Here is an 18,385-nt window from a genome sequence, read left to right as displayed (position 1 = left end):
CCCTTTCGCGGGCAAGCCCGCTCCTACGCAAAAGGGCCAAGGCTCGTGGGGCGAGCTTGTGGGCGATTCGCCCTACAGCTCAATACTCATTCCGTCGTAAGCCACTTCCACCTTTCGGCGTACCAGTTCGGCACGTTCGGCGGAGTCTTCATCGAGGATCGGGTTGGTGTTGTTGATATGTATCAGCACCTTGCGCTGGCGGGGCAACTGTTCCAGCACTTCGAGCATGCCGCCGGGGCCGTTCTGCGCCAGGTGGCCCATTTCCCGGCCGGTACGGGTGCCCACGCCACGACGCTGCATTTCATCGTCTTCCCACAGGGTGCCGTCCACCAGCAGCACATCACTGGCGGCCATGATCTCCAGGAGTGGCGCGTCGACCTTGCCCAGGCCCGGCGCGTAGAAGAGTTTGCCGCCGCTGCGCAGGTCTTCGACGATCAGGCCGATGTTGTCCCCCGGGTGCGGGTCGAAACGGTGGGGCGAATAGGGTGGCGCTGCGCTGCGCAGGGGCAGCGGCGTGAAGCGCAGGTTGGGGCAGGCGGGGATGCTGAAGCTCTGGTCCAGCTCGATGCGGTTCCAGCTCAGGCCGCCGTTCCAGTGGCTGAGCATCTTGAACAGCGGGAAACCGGTGCTCAGGTCTTCATGGACCATGTCGGTGCACCAGACCTGGTGCGGGCAGCCTTCACGCAGGCTGAGCAGGCCGGTGGTGTGGTCGATCTGGCTGTCCATGAGGATGATGGCGCCGATGCCGGTGTCCCGCAGTGCGCGGCCCGGTTGCATGGGGGCGAAGCTTTGCAACTGCGCGCGGATATCCGGAGAGGCGTTGCACAGCACCCAGTTCACCCCGTCATCGGAAATCGCGATGGACGATTGAGTGCGCACCTGGGCCCGCAGGCTACCGTCGCGAAATCCGGCGCAGTTCACACAGTTGCAGTTCCACTGCGGAAAACCACCGCCGGCGGCGGAACCTAGAATCTGGACAAACATGGACGCTCCCTGGGCTCAAGACTGAAAAAAGGACGGAGAACTGAAAATAAAAACGCCCCGGACGGGCCGAGGCGTTGCGCTGCGTTTCTGGCCAGAGGCAGAAATTAGCGGCTGGCGAAGTACATGGTGACTTCGAAGCCGATACGCAGGTCGGTGTAAGCAGGTTTGGACCAGGTCATAAAATTGCTCCTTTGAGGTGGGTGGGACGGGGGTTGCCTATACATATAGTCCACCTCCGGCGGGAGATGTTCAGATGCTTAGGAGGCTATCTTACTAAATTCCCGCTGAAGGTTGCCCGCAATTCTGAAGAAAGCTCATTGCAGCGCTGGTAATGATCATTCTGCCACTTGCCAGGGTGCACCCGGGCACGACCTGTTGGCCAGCGCGCTGCAGCCGCCGGCAGCCTCTCTGAGTTGGCGGGCGGCCTGGATCACGATGGCGGGCGTCAGGGCCTCTATGCAGCCTTGCAACTGCGGCAGGTAATCCGACGAGTGGCCGGCCAGTTTTGCCTGCCACAACAAATCCATGGCCTGGTCCAGGGGCAGGGTCGCGGGCTGCAACTGTTGAGCCAGGGCCTGTCGCTGATCATTCCAGCTGGGCTCGTCGAGTGCCTGGAGTTGTTCGGGCAGGTGCTCAAGGAATTGTGCGATGTGCTGAAGTATCTCGGTGACTGTCGCGCCGGGGGATTGCACGCCGAACAACAGACCCGTCCGGCCGTTGCGCTGGCGAACGGCACTGAAGACGCCATAACCCAGTTGCAGCTCCACCCGCAGGCGCTGATAGAACGGGGTCTGGCAGAGCTGGCCGAGTAGGCGCCATGCGGCTTCATCGGCAAGGCTGGCGCTGGGCACGGGATAGAACAGCAGCAGGGCATGCTCACCGGCACTCCCGGGCAGGTTCTGCCACTGCTGGCCGGTGCCTGCTGGCACCGGCCGGCAGAGGGTGGCGTCCGCTGTGCCGGGCATCTGTTGCAGGGTTCGGCTCAAGGCTTCCTGGATGGCGGCTGGCAGCGCCAGGCCCAGTCCGTCCCAGCGAGCGCTGGCCCAGAGTGCTTGCAAGGCCTCTGGGTCGGGCTGGGCCGGGCTGTCGGGCTGTGGCTGTTCGCTGAATGCCTTGAGCAATTGGCGGATCGGCAGCAGGGGCGCTTCAGCATTGACGCTTGCCTGCTCCTGCCAGAACGACTCGGCAGGTCGTCCCAGGGCTTTCAATGCTTGCAGTAGCACTGCGGGCATGGGGGACGGCAAACCGTGCAGTTTCAGCAGCCAGTCTTTGCCACAAGAGGTGAAGTTCAGCTCTACGCCGGCCTGGCGGGCATCGTCGCGCAATGTCGCCAGGCTGCGCAGCAACCGGGCATGCAAGCCCATCGGGGCAGGCGAGGCCAGTTGCCAGCGCAGAGTCAGGGCGCTACCAGAAGGATCTGCTGGCAGCGCCTGGCTGAAGCTCAGGGCCGAGCTTTCCTTGCGGCCCCGGGAGCGATCCTGGGCAAAGGTGCGCAGCCCGCGATGAGCGCTGGTCTGCCCACGAATCAACCCGGCCCGTGGTGCCTCGATCGTGCTGCGCAGAAAGGGGTTGGCAGGAGGCAGGCGCCAGTCGTGGCTGAAGTGCTCCACAGCCTGGGGTTGCAACTGCTTGAGCACCTGCTTGAGGGCGGCCAGCCCCGACTCATCCAGCCCATCGGCAGCTTGGCGGCTGTCGCGTCGGGACAGTTCCAGGGCGCTGGCAACTTCGATCTGGCGCTGTTGCAGCAAGGCATATTCTTCGCGCAACGGTGCCCAGTCGGCCTGGGCACTGAAGAACCCCAGCCACTCTGTCAGCAGCTCGCGTACCTGAACCGGGGCTGATGCCGCCACGCTGGTCAGATCGAACTCCAGGTGCAGCAGGGCCTGGCCGGCGAACTCATACAGGAGCGTTGCCTTGAGGCTGTGAGCCAGTTGGCGCTGCTGGAGTTCCGCCAGCAACCCGCCGGGCTTGGCCGATTGCAGCCAGGTGCAGAGAAAATCCACAGCGGCAGTAGCGCCCGCGGGCAGCCGCTCTAGAGCAAACAGCAGGTCCAGCCGCTGGCCGCTGAGTTGTTGGTAAGTCTGGTTGCCCGTGGTCATTAGGGCGGGAGGCGCTGTCTGCTCAAGGTGTTGACCGCTCGGCAGGCAACTGCCGTAGCGTTCCGCCAGGGCTCGGAGCTCCTCCAGTGGCTGCGGGCCGGCGAGGCTCAAGACCATTTGCCCGGCCTGGTAATACTCGCGATGGAACTGCTGCAAGGCCTGCTGGAAGGCGTTATTGGGCAGGTTCAGGCTGTAGCGGTTGCCGGCATGGAAGGCCCTTAGCGGGTGCGCGGCATGAAGACCGTCAAACAGTGCGAACTGACGCTGCGCTGTCGCATCCCGGGACCAGGCGATGAACTCCGCGTGTAGGACTTCCCGCTCCCGGTGTTGGTCCTCCAGGCTCATGCGCGGTTGAGCGAGCATCTCGCACAGACGTTCCAGGCCACCGGCAAAGGCGCTGGCCGGCAGCTCGAAAAAGAACTCGGTGGCACGTTCGCAGGTTCGCGCGTTCAGTTGCCCGCCCTGGGCCCGTACATAGGCCATCAGCCCCTGTTCGACAGGAAAGCGCTCGGTCCCGAGAAACAGCAGGTGTTCCAGAAAGTGCGCCAGGCCCGGCCAGGCCAGCGGCACATCGTGGCTGCCGGCGGCGACGCGCAATGTCGCGGCGCAGCGTTTCAAATGGGGAGCATGACGCAGGGAAACCCGCAGGCCGTTGGCCAGGGTCTCCAGTGGGGGCAGAGGGTGATTCGGCGCGGGCATGAGCACTTCCAGAACAGAGAAGCGCTCATGCTAGCGGATATCCCCGGATCAGCGCTTGCTCAGGTCGTCGTAAAGCTCGGGGCGGCGATCGGACAGGTAGCGGTTGAGTGCCCGGGATTCGCCCATCAGTTGGCGGTCCAGGGTGCCGATGATCAGGGCTTCGTCGAGACCGGCCAGGGCAATCCGGCTGCCGTCGGGGGCGGCGATGCTGCTCTGGCCGCAATAGCGGATCTGTTCTTCATGGCCACAGTAGTTGGCATAGGCCACGTAGCACTGGTTCTCGAAGGCCCGGGCACGGATCGTCACGTCGGCGACGAAGTCGTAGGGGATCATGTTGGCGGTCGGCACCAGAATCAGCTCCGCGCCTGCCAGGGCCAGGCGTCGTGCATTCTCCGGGAACTCGATGTCGTAGCAGATCAGAAAGCCGAGTTTCCAGCCGTCCAGTTCCACCAGGGGAAAGTCATCTTCGCCGGCGCTGAACATCGAATGGTCGAGGTCACCGAACAGGTGGGTCTTGCGGTAGTTGCACAGGCGCTGCCCCTGGGCGTCGATCAACTGCACGGCGTTGTAGATCTGGCCGTCGACACTGCGCTCCGGGTAGCCATAGAGGATCGCCGTGCGGGCGGCCTGGGCGATGGCGGCGATGCGCTGGGCCGAAGGGCCGTCCTGGGCCTCGGCCAGAGCGCCCACCGCTTCCAGGCCGATGTTGTAGCCGCTGAGAAACATCTCCGGCAGCACCAACAGATCGGCATCGGTGGCCTCCATGGCCACCTGATGCAGGCGTTGCAGGTTGCCGGCCACATCCAGCGGCCGTGGCGGGCACTGATACAGGGCGACGCGCATGGTCTTCACTCCACTCACTGACAGACCGGCCACTGTAGCCGCTGTCGCAGGTTCGTACGACATCCCCGCAGGGCGAGCCTGCGGGAACGAGCGCCTGCCCGGCCGCCGGTTTCAGTCGGCCAGGGCAATCGGCCCGATCTCGTGGAACACATCCCCCGGGCCCGGGTTCTCGGCGTGGGTAGCGCCATCGAAGTGCTTCATGATCCCCCACACCGCGTTCAGCGAGGTCTGCACCGCACCCTCGACCCAGGCCGGAGTCCAGGAGACATCGTCACCAGCGATGAAGATACCGCGCTGCTCGGCGGGCATGTCGTCCTGCATGAAGTGCGCGTACATCCGCTGGTTGTAGCGGTAGTGGCCCGGCAGCGCGCCCTTGAAGGCACCGAGGAAATGCGGGTCGGCCTCCCAGGAGACGGTGATCGGGTCGCCGATGATACGGCTGGCGATGTCCACCTTGGGGTAGATCTTCTTCAGCGCATCCAGGGCCAGCTTCACGCGTTTTTCCACCGGCTGCGGGAGCATCTTCAGGGCATCGCTCATCCACGAGTAGGACAGGCAGATCACCCCCGGCTTGTCGTCGCCGTTGTCGAACAGGTAGGTGCCGCGGGTCAGGCGGTCGGTGAGGGTCATGCTCATCAGATCGCGACCGGTTTCCGGATCCTTGTCCTTCCAGAACGGCCGGTCGACCATGACGAAGGTCTTCGACGACTGCATGTAGCGGGTGCGGTCCAGGGCCATCCACATCTTTTGCGAGAACAGCGATTCCTCGCATTCGATCTGGGTGGTCAGCAGCCAGCTCTGGCAGGTGGTCAGCACCGCGGCGTATTCCCGGGTGTCGCCCCAGTTGTCGGTGACGCTGAAACGGCCATCGGCGGCCCGGGCAATGCGCTTGACCCCGGTACGCGGCGCGCCGTGGTGCAGCGAGCTGAGGCTGGTACCGGCCGGCCAGTGGGCACAACGCTCCGGCACGTGGCGCCAGATGCCCAGGGGCACCTGTTCGACGCCGCCCACCACCAGGTGCTGGTGGTCGTCGCAGTTGGTCATGACCACGCGGAAGATTTCCAGCATCGAGTTGGGGAAGTCCGAGTCCCAGCCGCCGGTGCCGAAGCCCACCTGGCCGAACACCTCACGGTGATGGAACGACAGCTTGGCGAAGGCCTTGGAGGTGGCGACGAAGTCGTAGAAGGTGCGGTCGTCCCACAGCGGCACCAGGGTGTTCCACAGTTCCTTGAGGCGCGGCACGTCGCGGTCACGGATTGCCTGCTGGATTTCGCTGAAGCGCGAACCATCTTCCAGGGCATCGGCCCAGGCATCGGCGACTTCCTGGAACAGCGCCGGCAGGTCGGCGAGTTTCTGGGCGTAGTGGGTCTGGCCTTCGAGGTCGATGACGGTACTGCCCGAGGCCGGGGTCAGCGGGTTGGGAAAGGGCTTGGTTTCAAGGCCGAGCTTGTCGACGTAATGGTAGAAGGCCGTGGACGACACCGGAAAGCGCATGCCACCCAGCTCGGCGATGACCCCTTCGGCTCCCTCAAAGGCCTGGGAGCGCAGGCGGCCGCCCATTTTCGAGGCTTCATAGACCACTGGCTTGAGGCCCAGCTTCATCAGCTCGTAGGCCGCCACCAGGCCGGCGATACCGGCGCCGACAATCGCCACTTCGGTGCCGTGCCGTGCCTGGGGAATGCTGCCCAGGCCGGCCGGATGCTCGATCCAGTCGTCGAAGGCGAAAGGGAAGTCCGGGCCGAAAATGGTGATCGGCTTCTTACCGTCTGCAGGATGGCGATTGTTCTTGTTCATGGCTGACCTTGGCGGGCGGCTCAGCAGAGTGCTGAGTATAGGAAAAGATGGCAGCCATTCTAGAGAGGGTGAAACACGTAAATAAGACGCAAACTGTCGTCGTTATGCTCGGTTATTTATCGATATGACGAATTTGTGCGTCAGATTGACTGATTGGCAGGGCGCGCCTTACAGCGCGTGCCCGCGATCGATCTTGCTGCTGAGGATGATCGAGGTGGTGGTTTTCTCCACGCCGTCAACGCTGCCGATCTGGTCCAGCAACTGGTCCAGCTGTTCCGGTGAGTCGGTGCGCAGCCAGGCCACATAGTCGAATTCGCCGCTGACCGCACACAGTTGCTGGACCTGCGCCATGCCGCTCAGGCGCCGCAGCACTTCCTTGCCAGAGCGCGGCTGGACCTTGATGCCGACATACGCCTGCAAGCCGCCATCGACTACCCGCTGCCCCAGACGCACGCCATATCCGGTAATGACCCGGGTCTTTTCCAGGCGGGCCAGGCGCGAGGTCACGGTGGTGCGGGCGATACCCAACTGCCGGGCCAGCATCGCCACGCTTTCGCGGGCGTTGATCTGCAAGGCTGCGATCAATTGACGGTCGACTTCGTCAAGAACGGGAGGGCGGCTATCGGACAAGGTGGGCTCCAGCACGGCTATCGGGGGAGCGCACATGTTACAGGCTCCCGTGAACACCCGCCGCAGCTCCCGGAGAACATGGCGCAAGCGACAGCTACGTTCTGCAAGTCGGGAATTTTTTTGAAACAAATGACCTGCGACAGATTGTCATAAGTAACTGGTTAGTACATTCTCGCCGTCAGGTTTTGAAGATGGGAGAGTTTTTAAGATGAAAAACACGGGGGCTGCCGCCGGCAGCAAATGGTTGCTCGGGGGGCTGGGTATCCTGATTGCCCTGATCGGGCTGGGCCTGGCCGCAGGCGGGGGTTACCTCCTGAGCCTGGGCGGCAGTGCCTATTTCCTGTTGATGGGCCTGGCGATGCTGGTGTCCGGGCTGCTGATCGCGCGGCGCAACCCGCGTGGTGCCTGGCTGTATGGGGTGGCCCTGGTGCTGACGGCGATCTGGGCGGTCTGGGATGCGGGCCTGGAATACTGGCCGCTGGTCTCGCGGGTACTGACCTTCGCCGTGATCGGCCAGGTGGTGGCGCTGATCTACCCGACCCTGGTGCGTGCCTCCGGAGCCCATGCCGGGCGCGGTGCCTATGGCCTGGCTGGGCTGTTGGGGATCGGTGTGGTCGCGACCCTGGCCTACATGTTCGTGCCGACCCATGTGGTCAAGGCGGACAAGGTGCCAGCGGTCCAGCCGGTGGCTCCCGGGACGGAACAGAAAGACTGGGCCCACTGGGGCAATACCACTGCGGGCAACCGCTTCGCCGCACTGGACCAGATCAACAAGGGCAACATCGACCAGTTGCAGGTGGCCTGGACCTTCCGCACCGGTGACCTGCCCGAAAGCAATGGCGCTGGTGCCGAAGACCAGAACACACCCCTGCAGATCGGCGATACCGTCTACACCTGCACCGCCTACGGCAAGGTGTTCGCCCTGGACGCCGACACCGGCGCCGAGCGCTGGAAGTTCGACCCTCAGGGCTACGCGCCAAACTGGCAGCGCTGCCGCGGCCTGGGTTATTTCGACGCCTCTGCCACCCCGGTAGCCGATGCTTCGGCGCCTGCTGCTCCGGCGGCCTGCACCAAGCGCCTGTTCCTGCCGACCGGTGATGCGCGCCTGATCGCGATCAACGCTGAAACCGGCAAGCCCTGTGAAGACTTTGGCAACCAGGGCACGGTCGATCTGAAAACCGACATGGGCGAGATCAAGCCGGGCTACTACCAGCAGACTTCGACACCGTTGGTGGCGGGCACCGTGGTGATCGTCGGCGGCCGGGTGGCGGACAACTTCTCCACCGGCGAACCGCCGGGCGTGGTTCGGGCTTTCGATGTGCGCAGCGGCGAGCTGATGTGGGCCTGGGACCCGGGCAACCCGGCCACCACCAAGCGCCCGCCGGCGGGTGAAACCTACACCCGTGGCACGCCCAACGTCTGGTCGGCAATGTCCTATGACGCCAAGCTGGGCCTGGTGTACCTGCCCACTGGCAACGCCACCCCGGATTTCTTCGGCGGCCAGCGCACCGAGTTCGACGACAAGTGGAACTCCTCCATCGTCGCCATCGACGTGAAGACCGGCCAGGTTCGCTGGCACTTCCAGACCACCCATCACGACCTCTGGGACTTCGACCTGCCGGCACAGCCGCTGCTGTACGACATTCCGGACGACAAGGGCGGTGTGCAACCGGCGCTGGCCCAGGTCACCAAGCAGGGCGAGATATTCCTGCTCAACCGTGAGACCGGCAAGCCGATTGCCCGGGTGGAAGAGCGCCCCGTGCCCCAGGGCAACGTGCCGGGCGAGCGGTATTCGCCGACCCAGCCGTTCTCGGTGGAAATGCCGTCGATCGGCAACCAGACCCTGACCGAGTCCGACATGTGGGGCGCGACCCCCTTCGACCAGCTGATGTGCCGTATCCAGTTCAAGGGCATGCGCCATGAGGGTGTGTACACCCCGCCGGGCCTGGATCATGCGTTGCAGTTTCCGGGCTCCCTGGGCGGCATGAACTGGGGCAGCGTGTCGGTAGATCCCACCAGCAACTACATGTTCGTCAACGACATGCGCCTGGGCCTGGCCAACTACATGATTCCCCGGGACCAGATCGCCGCCGGTGCCAGTGGCATCGAGATGGGCGTGGTGCCCCAGGAAGGCACGCCGTTCGGCGCCATGCGCCAGCGCTTCCTCTCGGCGGCGGGCATTCCCTGCCAGAAGCCGCCGTTCGGCACCATGTCGGCCATCGACCTGAAGACCCGCAAGCTGGTGTGGCAAGTGCCGGTGGGTACCGTGCAGGACACCGGCCCGCTGGGGATCCGCATGCACCTGCCGATCCCGATTGGCATGCCGACCCTGGGCGCGTCCCTGGCTACCCAATCCGGCCTGCTGTTCTTCGCCGGTACCCAGGATTTCTACCTGCGGGCCTTCGATACCGGCAATGGCAATGAGATCTGGAAGGCGCGCCTGCCCGTGGGCAGCCAGTCGGGCCCCATGACCTACGTGTCGCCCAAGACCGGTCGCCAGTACATTCTGCTTACCGCTGGCGGTGCGCGGCAGTCGACGGATCGTGGCGACTACGTGATCGCCTACGCGTTGCCCAAGAAATAAGCGCAGCCTGGCAGCACCATGAAAAAGCCGCGCAATGCGCGGCTTTTTCATGGGCGCAGGCAATGGGCTTCAGCCCCTTGCGATGTGGGGAAGGTGGGGCATGTCCTGGGAGGGCGTTGGTAGTGGACTGCTGGGGAGTGTAAATAAGAAATGTCTTAGATACTGTTTGTGGGCATTTTGCTAAAAAAGCCGCCTTTTCCAGATCCCGAAATAGTGGGAATGAATAAGGATGTCGGCATGACGTACAGGCTGTCTCTTTCAGGCTTTCAGGATGCGGTTGAGCATTTCCACACGGTGGTCGAGGCCCTGGACTTCTATGAAAGCCTTCAGGAGAGGGAGGGGGATGCACCTGGCGCTGGCCGTGCAGAATTGCACTGCCTGCAAAGGAATACCTTCGTCGTCCTGCTTCCGGGAATCAGTGTGCAAACCGTCACCGAAGAACTGGAAACCGTGTGGGAGTGGGCGCCGGAAGATCGCCTGAAAATTCGCCCCATGTTGAAAGAGCGCTATCGGACCAGGACTTGATGAGGGTTGCTTTTCAAGCAATAACACAGAGCTGCGCATTGCATGGATTTTGTGTTTGGTGGGCTTAGCGACATACGCCTCGCCGCCTCTGCAGTCGGTATGCACCGCCATCTTGAGATGGGCAAAAAAGTGGATGCAGAACTCGTCGGCGGGTGGGGGAGTGCTTTCTACATCCGATTTATGTATGGTTAAGAATTTATACGTATAGGGATTATCACCGGTAGCTGCTTTAAAAAGTGTCCATCGGAGGGCGGAGGCTTGCCGCCGGAGGTTTATCGCCCACTACTACCTCTCCGTCATTAAGTAACTGCGTTCTTGTCAGTAGATACGAGTTTTTGGACGCTTAATTTTTTTCAGGGTGTCGTATCACTCGATAAGAATTTAACTTGCTCGAGGTATGTCCTGTCTCCGCAATTCTGTCTTTAGATGTGCTTTTTAAGAATCGCCTTAGATCGTGACTGATTTGAATGAAATAGAATTTAATGAGGTGAGCTTTCCCGGCGACTAAGGCGATAAAGTCATGATTAGCTATTCAAGCGGTTACAGATTTTTTCGGAACTATCTTGTACTATTTCTTGTTTGTGTAATCTATTCCGGTTTTGTAAGTGCGGATTATCGAAATAATTACTGTAATTCCGGAGCAAAGCTCGGTAGTAACTCTATATCTTTCAAACTTGGATACCTGCGTCCTTTTTCTGAGGTGGAAGTTGGAGGTGTTCTCGGGACTGCAGCGCTGGTGGGTACCCTGAAATGTAGCGCTGAAGAGGAACCTTACGGAAAGTTGGGTTTTAGCCTACAGATTGTTCCTGGCACAGGCGAGCCTGGTGTCATTTGCAGCACGCCGATTGATGGAGTTGGAGTGCGATATAGATCGGCTTATGGTAGAGCCATACCATGTGACCATTGGGATGAAGTTTTCATGGTTCAGCCAAGAAAAGGTGGGCAGTACGCGGTCTCATTGGATCAAGCAGTGGAGTTCATTAAAACCAAGCCGAGAACCTCTCTTGGGCCAGGGTTGCACGAGCTATTACTGCCTCCGAGTAGCTATATTTACTCCTACTGGAAAGGTATAACCGTTAGCGATACTTGGGGGCATTATAGTTTTTTCTCAACCGCAAAACTACTGGTAGCAGACTGCCGAATGGTTGAAACTAACAACACAGTCAATTTCGGAGGAGTGAATCCATATTACCTTGCAGATGGCGGCGTGGTAGAAAAGAAATTTGATCTTAGGCTTGGGAGTTGTGGCAGTCAAAGCGCAGCCGAAGAATTTAATAATGTTGCCAGTTTCCGTTTTCAGTCGAGCAATATACGAACAGATGGGAGGCTGGAGAATGATCAATGTGAGGGTTGCGCCAAAGGCGTATTGATCACAGTGGCAAATGCTAAGGGTAAGATGATTGATTTGAATAAAGCTTATTGGATGAGGGATGGGGACTATGAGTTGAGCGGACAAAACATAACGCACCACTTTTTGGCAAAGTTAGAGCGCGATTTTAAAAATATTGAAGCGGGAAGGATTCAGTCGGCGCTCACGCTGATAATAAGTACGCTCTGATTGTGAAAGTTTTATGTGAGTATGCTGGTGCTTGAATGGTAGATTATAGGGTGTTAGTTGGTTGGGGTTTTTGTTGAGGCTCTTTTACGGGTGGTATTTCCCTGTCAGTTTGAGATTTTTTCAAGTTCGGGTTTCGCGGCAGCATATTTGAATGCATTAACAATACTCGGCGGGGGCAGCTCGTGAGTATGCTCGGCAAGTTGAATGTTCATACCCTCCACGCTGTTGAGCCTGTTGCAAGCAATCCAGAGTAAATTCACGTCCGCAGACTGTGTCTAGCTGTTTGACGCTTGCAGGCGCCGCCTATGTCGTCCCCCTCCATGGTGTTTTGCTTTTTCCGGTCAACAGGTTCCGATCATAGGCCGGTGTCCTGGGGCGGGTGGCTCATGGCTTTTAGGCTGACAGGCCCGCCTGAAAGCGGATTGAGCGCGCCCTTGGCCTAGCCTCATCACTTTGCGCTCAATTCTTATTCAGGATCCTCTCGCCGATCTCGCATAGCCAGTGGCCGTCGGCATCTGCGCGTTGCTGGCAAGTCTCGTGGTGCTGCCACCCCTGGTCACCTTTTGGCATGCAGTGCAGGCTCTGGCCATGCGCCAGAATTTGGACCTCCCACAGCGCGACGTGCCTCAGGTTTAGAGCTGAGGATGAAGGGTCAATTGGTGGGTGTGAGCCTTGTAGGCATAGCGCTACTCCAGGTACCGCATAGCCGTAGAGATTGGCTGTATGTATCGGTAGTCGCTGATGGGGCAGAACCCCTACCTCTCCTGTTCAGCATTGGCTGAGCTTGTATGGGCGGAAAGGGGCGCTGTTACTTGAGCGATTCAGAAACGCGAAAGCCGCGCATTGCGCGGCTTTCTGGTTTGGTGGGCCCACACGGACTTGAACCGTGGACCAAAGGATTATGAGTCCTCTGCTCTAACCAACTGAGCTATAGGCCCTCAGTAGGCGCCGGATTATAGCGATGGTTTCTCGGCTGTGCTATCCGAAAAATCGGAAACTCGGATTCGCAGGAAGGTCGTACAGAACTCCTCGGCTTCAAGGGGCAGGCTGACGATATAACCCTGGATCTGTTCGCAGCCTTCCAGGGTGAGGAAGGTCTGCTGCTCCTGGTTTTCCACGCCTTCGGCAATCACCGTGAACTGCATGCTGCGCCCCAGGGCGATGATGGCGCGGACAATCGCCACGTCGTGGGAGTCGTCCGGCAGCCCCCGGACAAAGGACTGGTCGATCTTGAGAAAGTCCAGGGGCAGGCGTTTGAGGTAGCTGAGGGAGGAATAGCCGGTGCCGAAGTCGTCGATGGCCAGTTGCACGCCCAGGCGCTTGAGCTGGTGCAGTACTTCCAGGGCTTCTTCGGCCTGGCTCATGATGAAATTCTCGGTGATCTCCAGCTGTAGCATTCCGGGCTGCAGGTCATAGTCGCGCAGCAGCTGCTCGATGCGCCCCAGCAGGTTGGGCTGGCGCAACTGGGCGCCGGCGAGGTTCACCGACAGCGGGCCGAAACCCTCAAAGCGCCGGTTCCAGTTGTTGAGTTGCAGGCAGGCCTGTTCCAATACCCAGTCGCCGATCAGCAGGATCATGCCGTTTTCTTCGGCCAGTGGAATGAAGTGCTCGGGGGGGACGTCGCCGAAAGTGGGGTGATGCCAGCGGATGAGGGCTTCGGCGCCCACCAGCTCGTGGTTGCTGAGGCTGATCTTGGGTTGGAAATACAACGACAGCTCGTTGCGTTCTATGGCTCGCCGCAGCTCGTGCTCCAGGGCTACCCGCTCGCTGGCCTGGGCGGTCAGGTCGCGGGTGTAACGCTCCACGCGGTTTCGGCCCTTGGCCTTGGAGCGATACATGGCGGCGTCTGCGTTCTTGATCAGGGTGGCGACATCGCAGCCGTCCTTGGGGTACAGGCTGGTGCCGATGCTGGCGCTGATGAAGAATTCGTGTTCGCCGGCCTGGAAGGGGGCGGTAAAGCAGTTCAGCAGCTTGGTGGCGATGTGCTCGGCATCGCTGGCCTGGTGCAGGCCCGGGAGCAGGATGATGAATTCGTCGCCACCCAGGCGGGCCACGGTGTCGATATCCCTCAGCTGTTCCTTCAGACGCACGGCGATGCCCTTGAGCAGCAGGTCGCCCACCGGGTGGCCGAGGCTGTCGTTGATGTGCTTGAACCGGTCCAGGTCGAGGAACAGCACAGCGCCCTGGCTGCCGTTGTCCTGTTGGCTATTGAGGGCACTGAGCAGCCGGCTTTCGAACAGGGTGCGATTCGGCAGGCCGGTCAGGGGGTCGTGGTGAGCCTGGTAGTCGAGCCGCGCCTGGGCGTGCTTGAGGCTGGAAATATCGGCGAACACCGCGACGAAATGGGTGATCTGGTTTTCCCGGTTGCGCACCGCATTGATGGTCAGCCAGTTGGGATAAAGCTCACCGTTCTTGCGCCTGTTGGAGATCTCACCCTGCCAGTGGCCCTCCAGGGTCAACTGATGCCACATCGCGGCGTAGAAGGCGCTGTCATGCAGGCCCGAGGCAAGCAGGCGCGGAGTATGGCCCAGGGCTTCACGTTCGCTGTAGCCGGTGATTTCGCTGAAGGCGCGATTGACTGCGCTGATGCGCTGCTGGGTATCGGTGATCATCACGCCTTCGGCCGTGCTTTCGAATACGGTCGCCGCCTGTTGCAGCTTCTCCTGCATCAGGCGTCGGTCTGTGATGTCCCGGGCGATGGTCAGCATGCAGTCGTCACCGCCGATGGGCAGTGGCCGGCTCGACAGCTCGCAGAGGCGGATCTGGCCATCGTTGCGCCGGATATGGCAGTTGAAGTCGCGGACAAAACCATCGCGCTGCAGCAGCTCGAGCATCTGCTTGCGCTCATTGAGATTGACCCAGATGCCCAGGTCCAGGGTCGAGCGGTCCAGCGACATGGCGCTGTTGAAGCCGGTGATGCGACTGAAGCCTTCGTTGACCTCGATCAGTAGCCCGTCGCGCTGACGGGTCAGCAGCAGGCCATCGGGGGAGGCATGGAAGGCCTTGGCGAACTTCTCCTCGGAGGTCTGCAGTTGTTGCTGGGTCTCCTTGAGTTGGCTGATGTCGCGTACCACTACCACCAGCGCTGGCGTGGTGTCGAGGTCGAAGGGCTCGGCGGAGATCAGGCCGGTGAACAACTGGCCGTTATGCCGGCGAAAGGGCATTTCCAGATTGCGGATGCTGCCGGCCTGCAAGCGTTGCAGCAGCCCCGGCCCGACCCCGGGGATGCCCCAGATATTGAGCTCGGTGGCGGTCTGGCCAACCACGCTTTGCGCGCTCAGGCCGATCTGCTCCTCGAAGGCCTTGTTGACTTCCAGCAGGCAGCCGTCGGACAGCCGGGCAATCACCAGGATGTCCGGACATTGCTGGAACACCGACGCGAACTTCTGTTCGGACAGGCGCAGGGCCTCTTCGGTGTGCTTGGTCTCGCTGATGTCGATCATCAGCCCGCGCATCACCGGTTCGTGGCCATGCTCGATCAGGCTGACGATGTCGCGCACCCAGAGGCAGCGACCGTCGGCGGCGATCACCCGGTAATCGAGGCTGTGATCCCGCCCGGCCTGCACTTCGTGGTCGCAGAAGGCCTGGGCCCGGGTCAGGTCCGCGGGGTGGATGATGTTGCGCCAGAAACCGGGAATCAGCCAATGGGCCAGGGGATAGCCAAGCAGGGCTTCGGCATGGGGCGAGACATAGCTGTAGGTAAAGTCGCTGATGCGCGCTTCCCAGGCAATCGCGGACAGGCTTTCCACTAGGCTGCGGTAGTGGTATTCGCTGCTGCGCAGTTCCTGTTCCAGGGCGACCCGCCGGGAAATTTCCGAGCTCAAGCGGCGGTTGATACGGATCACCACCGCCAGCACGGTCACCAGCAGCAGTAGACCGGGCAGGCCATACATCAGGACATCCGACCAGAAGGTCCTGTGGTCGAGCACGCTGCCCACCCAGTGTTGCTGGATGGTGCTGATTTCCTCGGGGCTGAGGTCGGCGAGCACCTTGTCGAGAATGCTTACCAGGACCTTGTTTTCCCGCGGGACGCCCATCGCCAACTGATAGCGATAGGGGGTTTCGCCGCTGACGTAGAGACCGTCGAGCTTGAGCTGACGCAGGCTCCAGACACTGGAGGCGAGGTCGCCGACCACGGCGTCCACTTCGTCGGTGGCCAGGGCCTGCAGCGCCGAGCTGACATTGGGCATGGCCACCAGGTTCAGGTCCGGGTGGTGGGTGCGCAACAGTTCGTGAGGGGCGTAGTTTTCCACCACCGCTATCTTGAGTCCGTACAGTTCCTTGAGGTTGTGGGGTTGCGCGCCGCCTTCATGGGCGAGGATGACGATGGGGAAGTCCAGGTAAGGCCGGGTGAAGGCCATGTAGCTCTGGCGTTCGGGGGTCGACATGATCCCGGGCAGCAGGTCCAGCTTGCCCTGCTTGGCGTCCTCTAGCACCGCGGTCCAGCTGGCGGGCTCGACGGGCTTGAGGTTTACGGACAGGCGTTCCTGGATCAGGTGGATGTAGTCCGCGGCCAGGCCCTGATAGCGGCCTTCTTCATCCCGATACTCGAAAGGCGGCCATGAAGCGTCCACACCCAGGCGCAGTTCCGGGTGAGTCTTGAGCCAGCTACGTTCTTCGTCGGTGAGAGTCAGCGCGCCAGCCGTTGCGGTCCAGGTGAGCAGCGCCAGCAGGAGCATGGCCGACAGTCTGGGCATAACCGTCTCGTTATGGCACGGGGAATGTTTCGAGTGTAGACCGGCTATGGGGCGGGGAAGGAAAGAAGGATGGGCTGCAAAAAGCAAAACCCCCAGCTGGGCTGGGGGTCTTGGGCTTACTCGTCGAGGAAGGAGCGCAGATGCTCGCTTCGCGTCGGGTGGCGCAGCTTGCGCAGCGCCTTGGCTTCGATCTGGCGGATCCGCTCACGGGTCACATCGAACTGCTTACCGACTTCCTCGAGGGTATGGTCGGTATTCATGTCGATGCCGAAGCGCATGCGCAGTACCTTGGCTTCACGGGCAGTGAGGCCGGAGAGTACTTCGCGAGTTGCTTCCTTGAGGCTCTCAACCGTGGCGACATCGATTGGCGACTGCATGGTCGAGTCTTCGATGAAGTCGCCCAGATGGGAGTCTTCGTCATCACCGATCGGGGTTTCCATGGAGATCGGCTCTTTGGCGATCTTCAATACCTTGCGGATCTTGTCCTCAGGCATTTCCATGCGTTCGCCCAGCTCTTCCGGAGTCGGTTCGCGACCCATTTCCTGCAGCATCTGCCGGGAAATACGGTTGAGCTTGTTGATCGTCTCGATCATGTGCACCGGAATACGGATGGTGCGGGCCTGGTCGGCGATCGAGCGAGTGATCGCCTGACGGATCCACCAGGTGGCATAAGTCGAGAACTTGTAGCCGCGACGGTATTCGAACTTGTCCACCGCCTTCATCAAGCCGATGTTGCCTTCCTGGATCAGGTCGAGGAACTGCAGGCCACGGTTGGTGTACTTCTTGGCAATGGAGATCACCAGACGCAGGTTGGCTTCAACCATCTCTTTCTTCGCGCGGCGGGCCTTGGCCTCACCGATCGACATGCGACGGTTGATGTCCTTGATCTCGGCGATCTTCAAGCCGGTTTCGACTTCAAGAGCGGTCAGCTTCTGCTGGCAACGGATGATGTCCGGCTGCAGGCGGGCGATGGCTTCGGCGTACTTGCTCTTGCCTTTGGCCAGGGCGTCGGTCCAGCTTTCATCCACTTCGTTGCCCGGGAACTGGCGCAGGAAGTCGGCACGTGGCATGCGGGCATCACGCACGCAGAGCTGCATGATGGCGCGTTCCTGCTGGCGCAGGCGATCCAGGGCACTGCGTACACGTTCAACCAGGCCTTCGAATTGCTTCGGAACCAGTTTGATCGGCATGAACAGTTCAGCCAGGGCCAGCATTTCGGCGATGGCTTGCTTGTTCTCGCGGCCGTGTTTCTTCAGCGCCTTGCGGGTGACTTCCATCTGGTCGGCGACGGCGCCAAAGCGCTGTGCGGCGATGACCGGATCCGGACCGCTTTCGGCTTCTTCTTCGTCTTCGGTCGCTTCCGCTTCTTCGTCTTCGCTGTCGTCATCCGCTTTCGCGGTCTTGGTGTCGACAGGCGGCGGCACTTCGGCGGCAGGCGGCGTAATGCCGTCATCCGGGTCGATGTACCCGCTGAGAACGTCGGACAGGCGTCCACCTTCGGTGGTGACGCGAGTGTACTCGGAGAGGATGTGATCAACCGTGCCAGGGAAGTGCGCGATTGCGCCCATCACTTCACGGATACCCTCTTCGATACGCTTGGCGATTTCGATTTCGCCTTCACGTGTGAGCAGCTCTACCGTGCCCATTTCGCGCATGTACATGCGCACTGGGTCGGTAGTGCGACCAATGTCGGTTTCCACAGCCGCCAACGCTGCGGCGGCTTCTTCAGCTGCTGCTTCGTCGGTATCGGCTTCGGCCAACAAAAGGGCATCCGCATCCGGAGCACTCTCGAATACGTTGATCCCCATGTCGTTGATCATGCGGATGATGTCTTCCACCTGTTCCGGATCTGAAATATCCTCCGGCAGGTGGTCGTTGACCTCCGCGTAAGTCAGGTAACCCTGCTCACGTCCACGGCTGATCAACTCTTTGAGGCGAGACTGCTGTTGCGCTTTTCCGGACATAACACCCT

At 61.0% G+C, this 18,385-nt stretch carries 11 protein-coding genes and 1 tRNA gene; 3 read left to right on the top strand and 9 right to left on the bottom strand.

What is annotated here, in order from left to right:
• Positions 1 to 72 precede the first annotated feature (72 nt).
• The 6 genes from pqqB to AC1RGE_RS21700 form a co-directional block, all read right to left on the bottom strand.
• The gene (gene pqqB / locus AC1RGE_RS21725; protein WP_492585017.1) at positions 73 to 984 is read right to left on the bottom strand and encodes a pyrroloquinoline quinone biosynthesis protein PqqB; all 912 of its coding nucleotides are present in this window, start codon (positions 982 to 984) and stop codon (positions 73 to 75) included.
• Between the two features lie 104 nt (positions 985 to 1,088).
• Positions 1,089 to 1,163, bottom strand: coding sequence for a pyrroloquinoline quinone precursor peptide PqqA (gene pqqA / locus AC1RGE_RS21720; RefSeq protein ID WP_003194766.1), 75 nt, complete (start codon positions 1,161 to 1,163; stop codon positions 1,089 to 1,091).
• 156 nt (positions 1,164 to 1,319) lie between these two features.
• Complete coding sequence (gene pqqF, locus AC1RGE_RS21715) at positions 1,320 to 3,782, bottom strand: pyrroloquinoline quinone biosynthesis protein PqqF (RefSeq protein ID WP_492585015.1); 2,463 nt, start codon at positions 3,780 to 3,782, stop codon at positions 1,320 to 1,322.
• 48 nt (positions 3,783 to 3,830) lie between these two features.
• Positions 3,831 to 4,625 (bottom strand): carbon-nitrogen hydrolase family protein, encoded by a 795-nt coding sequence (locus tag AC1RGE_RS21710; RefSeq protein WP_492585013.1) that lies wholly within the window; start codon positions 4,623 to 4,625, stop codon positions 3,831 to 3,833.
• A 111-nt stretch (positions 4,626 to 4,736) separates the two neighbouring features.
• Positions 4,737 to 6,419, bottom strand: coding sequence for a flavin monoamine oxidase family protein (locus AC1RGE_RS21705; protein ID WP_492585011.1), 1,683 nt, complete (start codon positions 6,417 to 6,419; stop codon positions 4,737 to 4,739).
• A gap of 168 nt (positions 6,420 to 6,587) precedes the next feature.
• Positions 6,588 to 7,049 (bottom strand): Lrp/AsnC family transcriptional regulator, encoded by a 462-nt coding sequence (locus AC1RGE_RS21700; protein WP_011063845.1) that lies wholly within the window; start codon positions 7,047 to 7,049, stop codon positions 6,588 to 6,590.
• Between the two features lie 208 nt (positions 7,050 to 7,257).
• On the opposite strand from AC1RGE_RS21700, the gene AC1RGE_RS21695 reads away from it, so the two are divergent.
• The 3 genes from AC1RGE_RS21695 (at position 7,258) to AC1RGE_RS21685 (ending at position 11,716) form a co-directional block, all read left to right on the top strand.
• On the top strand, positions 7,258 to 9,633 hold the full coding sequence (locus AC1RGE_RS21695) for a glucose/quinate/shikimate family membrane-bound PQQ-dependent dehydrogenase (RefSeq protein ID WP_492585009.1): 2,376 nt from the start codon (positions 7,258 to 7,260) through the stop codon (positions 9,631 to 9,633).
• A 219-nt stretch (positions 9,634 to 9,852) separates the two neighbouring features.
• Positions 9,853 to 10,158, top strand: coding sequence for a hypothetical protein (locus AC1RGE_RS21690; RefSeq protein WP_492585007.1), 306 nt, complete (start codon positions 9,853 to 9,855; stop codon positions 10,156 to 10,158).
• A gap of 520 nt (positions 10,159 to 10,678) precedes the next feature.
• Positions 10,679 to 11,716, top strand: coding sequence for a fimbrial protein (locus tag AC1RGE_RS21685; RefSeq protein WP_492585005.1), 1,038 nt, complete (start codon positions 10,679 to 10,681; stop codon positions 11,714 to 11,716).
• Positions 11,717 to 12,577: 861 nt separating this feature from the next.
• Here the strand turns inward: AC1RGE_RS21685 and AC1RGE_RS21680 are convergent.
• From AC1RGE_RS21680 to rpoD, 3 genes are all read right to left on the bottom strand, one after another.
• Positions 12,578 to 12,654, bottom strand: a tRNA-Ile gene (locus AC1RGE_RS21680).
• 15 nt (positions 12,655 to 12,669) lie between these two features.
• Positions 12,670 to 16,413, bottom strand: a complete 3,744-nt coding sequence (locus AC1RGE_RS21675) for a bifunctional diguanylate cyclase/phosphodiesterase (protein WP_492585003.1) — start codon at positions 16,411 to 16,413, stop codon at positions 12,670 to 12,672.
• A 116-nt stretch (positions 16,414 to 16,529) separates the two neighbouring features.
• A complete protein-coding gene (gene rpoD, locus AC1RGE_RS21670) occupies positions 16,530 to 18,377 on the bottom strand; it encodes an RNA polymerase sigma factor RpoD (protein ID WP_011063840.1) in 1,848 nt (615 codons plus the stop codon).
• Positions 18,378 to 18,385 lie beyond the last annotated feature (8 nt).

This window comes from Pseudomonas sp. GW823-FHT02C05 (genome assembly GCF_058797595.1).
This window is presented reverse-complemented; position numbering and strand designations above follow the sequence as displayed.